The organism is Nonomuraea sp. NPDC003201, assembly GCF_053590415.1.
Window position 1 is genome coordinate 1 of sequence record NZ_JBSFTC010000562.1, and the last position, 3,991, is coordinate 3,991.

The 3,991-nt window shown below is 74.3% G+C and carries 5 protein-coding genes; all 5 read left to right on the top strand.

The features are described from left to right. Window positions 1–1,082, top strand: a 1,082-nt coding sequence (locus ACWDX9_RS60655; RefSeq protein ID WP_449973009.1) for a glycoside hydrolase family 3 C-terminal domain-containing protein, incomplete at its 5' end; no start/stop codon positions are given. Further along, complete coding sequence (locus ACWDX9_RS60660) at window positions 1,066–2,097, top strand: LacI family DNA-binding transcriptional regulator (protein WP_449973010.1); 1,032 nt, start codon at window positions 1,066–1,068, stop codon at window positions 2,095–2,097. The genes ACWDX9_RS60655 and ACWDX9_RS60660, both read left to right, overlap by 17 nt. A gap of 57 nt (window positions 2,098–2,154) precedes the next feature. Beyond that, window positions 2,155–2,709 (top strand): type II toxin-antitoxin system prevent-host-death family antitoxin, encoded by a 555-nt coding sequence (locus tag ACWDX9_RS60665; RefSeq protein ID WP_449973011.1) that lies wholly within the window; start codon window positions 2,155–2,157, stop codon window positions 2,707–2,709. A gap of 37 nt (window positions 2,710–2,746) precedes the next feature. Further along, window positions 2,747–3,391: a maleylpyruvate isomerase N-terminal domain-containing protein gene (locus ACWDX9_RS60670; RefSeq protein WP_449973012.1), complete on the top strand. Its 645-nt coding sequence runs from the start codon at window positions 2,747–2,749 to the stop codon at window positions 3,389–3,391. Further along, window positions 3,358–3,942, top strand: coding sequence for a 2'-5' RNA ligase family protein (locus tag ACWDX9_RS60675; RefSeq protein ID WP_449973013.1), 585 nt, complete (start codon window positions 3,358–3,360; stop codon window positions 3,940–3,942). Before ACWDX9_RS60670 ends, ACWDX9_RS60675 begins: the two co-directional genes overlap by 34 nt. Window positions 3,943–3,991: the final 49 nt, after the last annotated feature.

Here is a 3,991-nt window from a genome sequence, read left to right on the forward strand (position 1 = left end):
ACGATCCGCGGACGTTCATGGGCTGCTACGCCTTCCCCAACCACGTGCTGCCCCGCCATCCCGCGCTCGGGCTCGGCATCGAGGCGCCCAGCCTGCTCGACGGGCTGCGGGCCGAGCTGCCGGAGGCCGAGCTCGTCCACGAGCGGGGCTGCGAGGTGCAGGGCGACGACCGCTCCGGGTTCGCCGCCGCGCTCGAGGCGGCGCGCGGGGCGGACCTGTGCGTGGTGGCCGTGGGCGACCTCGCCGGGCTGTTCGGTCTCGGGACCTCGGGGGAGGGCTGCGACGCCGATGACCTGCGCCTGCCCGGGGTGCAGGAGGACCTGGTGGCCGAGCTGGCCGCGACGGGCACGCCGGTCGTCGCCGTCGTCGTCTCCGGCCGCCCGTACGCGCTGGGCGGGGTGCGCGCGGGCGCGGCGGCGCTCGTCCAGGCGTTCATGCCCGGCGAGGAGGGCGGCGCGGCCGTGGCCGGCGTGCTGTCCGGCCGGGTCCAGCCGTCGGGCAGGCTGCCAGTGCAGATCCCGCGCGGGCACGGCGGGCAGCCGGGCACGTACCTGCAGCCGCCGCTGGGCGCCAACAGCCAGGGCATCAGCAACCTCGACCCGACCCCGCTCTTCCCGTTCGGGTACGGCACCTCCTACACCACCTTCGAGGTCGGCGGCCTGCGGATCAGCGACGCCGAGGTGCCCACGGACGGCGAGTTCGGCGTGGCGGTCAGCGTGCGCAACACCGGGGACCGGGCCGGCGAGGAGGTCGTCCAGCTCTACCTGCACGACGTCGTCGCCCAGGTCACCCGGCCGGTCCGGCAGCTGGCCGGGTTCGCCCGGGTGCGGCTGGAGCCCGGGGCGAGGGCCCGCGTGACCTTCCGGGTGCACGCCGACCGGACGGCCTTCACCGGCCGCGATCTGAGGCGCATCGTGGAGCCCGGGGACATCGAGGTGCTCGTCGGCACGTCGGCGGCCGACCTGCCGTGCCGGAGCACGGTACGGCTGACCGGCCCGGCCCGGGTCGTCGGCCACGACCGGCGCCTGGACACCCCCGTGTCGGTCGAGCGGGAAAGGGGAGTCGATGCCGTCCAGTTCTAGACGCGCCACGCTGGCCACGGTCGCGGCCTCGGCGGGCGTGTCGGTGGCGACCGTGTCCAAGGTGCTCAACGGCCGCAGCGACGTGGCGCCGACCACTCGCTCCCTGGTGCAGTCGCTGCTGCGGGAGCACGACTACATCGCGCCGTCGCCGCGCCGGACCCCGGGTACGGACGGGCCGGTCGCGACGGACACCGTCGAGGTGCAGTTCGACGACGACTTCAGCACCTACTCCACGGAGATCATCCAGGGTGTGGTGGCGGCCGGGGCGGAGCTCGGCGTCGGGATCGTCGTCAGCGTCAGGAAGAAGATCGACCACCCCGCCGCGTGGGCCGGCGACCTGGCCGCCGCCGGGCGCCGGGCGCTGATCTGCGTCACGTGCGACCAGCTGAGCACCCGGCAGCTGGCCGCGCTGTCCCGCGTCCGGCTGCCGCTGGTCGTGATCGACCCGCTCCACCTGTCGCACGCCGGCGTGACCAGCGTCGGCTCCACCAACTTCGCCGGCGGGCTGGCCGCCACCCAGCACCTGCTGTCCCTCGGCCACCGGCGCATCGCCTACCTCGGCGGCCCGGCCACCGCCGCCTGCAACCAGGCCCGCCTGCACGGCTACCGCGCCGCCATGGAGGCCGAAGGGGTGCCGGTGCCGCCCGCGTACACGCGCTCCGGGCACTTCCGCTACGAGGACGGACTCGAGTACGGCGGGGCCGTGCTCGACCTGCCGGAGCCGCCGACGGCGATCTTCGCCGGCTGTGACGAGAGCGCGCTGGGCGTCATGGAGGCCGCCAGGGAGCGGGGCCTGCGCGTCCCGCAGGACCTGAGCATCGTGGGGTTCGACGACACCCAGATGGCCCGGATGGCCTCCCCGCCGCTGACCACCGTGCGCCAGCCGCTGCGCGAGATGGGCGGGGTGGCGGTGCGTACGGCGCTGCGGCTGGCGGCCGGCGAGAAGATCGACTCCCACCACGTCGAGCTGGCCACCGAGCTGGTCGTCCGCGCCTCCACGGCGAAGCGCGTCTGACCTGGATTTTGTCAGGCGCCTTGCACATATTCCGTAAGGCGCCTTACGATTCTTCGGGTGATCAACGACTCCGCCGCCCAGCCGCCCTCCTACGCCGAACTCCACGCCCGCTACGGCACCCCGCTCGGCGTCGAGGAGGCCCGCGCCCGCTGGGGGACCATCGTCAAGGCCGCCAGGAGCGGTGAGACCATCCTGGTCACCCGCGAACGCTGGGAGTGGGCCGCGCTCGTCCCGCTCTCCCAGGTGTCCGGGATCCTGAGCGGGCTCCCGCTCGTGCCGCTCTCGACGGCCCGGGCCAAGCTCGGCGACCTCGTCCGGCAGGTCACCCAGCCGTACGACGAGAGCCCTGTGCTGCTGGGCCGCCACCGCACCCCGGTGGCCGCCCTGATCTCGGCCCGCGACCTGGTCGACCGGGCCGCGCCGCCGTCCAGGACGGACGCCGAGGCCATGCTGCTCGACGGGCACGCCGTCACCCTCACCTGCGACCCGGACGCCCCGGCCGGTCCGGTCTTCTCCGCCGTGGCCGTCGACCGCGAGGGCGGGGTCGTCGCGGCGGGCTCCGGCGCCGACCTCCGCGAGGCCCTGCGCACCCTCACCCCGACGCGCGACTGACCGGCCCCGCGCCGGGGCCGTTGTTACGATCCTTCTCATGCACAGCGCGGAAGCCGCAGTCGTCGGAGAGGACGTGCGCCGGGTCGTGGCCCTGGCCGTCGACGCCCTGAGGGACGCGGATGCCGATGCGTGGGAGGCCAGGGCGGGGACGCTCGAGTGGACCTGCCGGGAGACGCTCGAGCATCTGGCCGACGACCTGTTCACCTACGCCGCGAGGTTCGGGCTCGCCGCGCCGCCGACGACCGCGCTGTTGCCGTTCCGGACGAGCAGCGACCGGAGCGGTGGCCCGGCGAACGTCATCTTCGCCGACCGGGCGGCGGGTGCCGAGGGCCTGCTGACCATTGTGGAGGCATGCGGAGGCCTGATGGCGTCCGTCCTGCGCACCGCCCCCAAGGACACCGTCGCCTACCACGTTTTCGGGCCCTCCGACCCCGAGGGTTTCGCCGCCATGGCCGTCGTCGAGGTCCTCGTGCACACGCATGACATCGCTCAAGGGCTGAACCTGGAGTGGTCGCCGCCGGGGGAGTTGTGCTCACGGGTCCTGAACAGGCTCTTTCCCCACCATGCCGCCGTCGACGGTGACGCCTGGGAGGTCCTGCTGTGGGCGACCGGGCGCACGGCTCTCCCCGATCGCCCACGGCTCACCGAGTGGCGCTGGTACGGCACGCGGGGCGCGAGTTGAGCGCGGGCGGGGCGGCTCCGTACCCGGTCGGCGCCACGGTCCTCGTGGTGCCCGTGCCCGAAGCCGAGCCGGTCGTCGGCGGCCAGCGCGCGTTGTTCGACCCGTCGGCCAGGTACGGCGTGACCGCGCACGTCACCGTGCTCTATCCGTTCCTGCCACGGCCGGAGATCGGGGACGGGACGCTGGCGGAGCTGGCGGGGCTGTTCGCCGCCCACCGGCCCTTCGAGGCGGCCTTCACCGGTTGCGGCCGCTTTCCCGGCCTGCTCTACCTGGGGCCGGAGCCCGCCGGGCCGTTCGCCGCTCTCACGCGATGTGTGACGGACAGGTGGCCGGCGCTGCGCCCGTACGGCGGCCGGTACGGCGAGGCCGTCCCCCACCTGTCCGTCGGCTACGGCGACGACGAGGTCCTGGACGGCGTCGAGTCCGCCGTCGCGCCGGGACTGCCGTTCACCACCCGCGTCACCGCCGTGGACCTGGCGAGCTTCGATGGGGTCCGCTGGACGCCCGTCACGCGCTTCCCGCTACGCCAAAGCCGGATATTTCAGGAATGAGAACGGCCTCCGCTTCACACGACCGGCGTGCATCGGTGCCGCCCGTGCC

What these genes read in the sequence shown, in the direction of transcription:
- ACWDX9_RS60670 (WP_449973012.1), top strand. Translation starts at nt 2,747, where the DNA reads ATGCACAGCGCGGAAGCCGCAGTCGTCGGAGAGGACGTGCGCCGGGTC.
- ACWDX9_RS60660 (WP_449973010.1), top strand. Translation starts at nt 1,066, where the DNA reads ATGCCGTCCAGTTCTAGACGCGCCACGCTGGCCACGGTCGCGGCCTCG.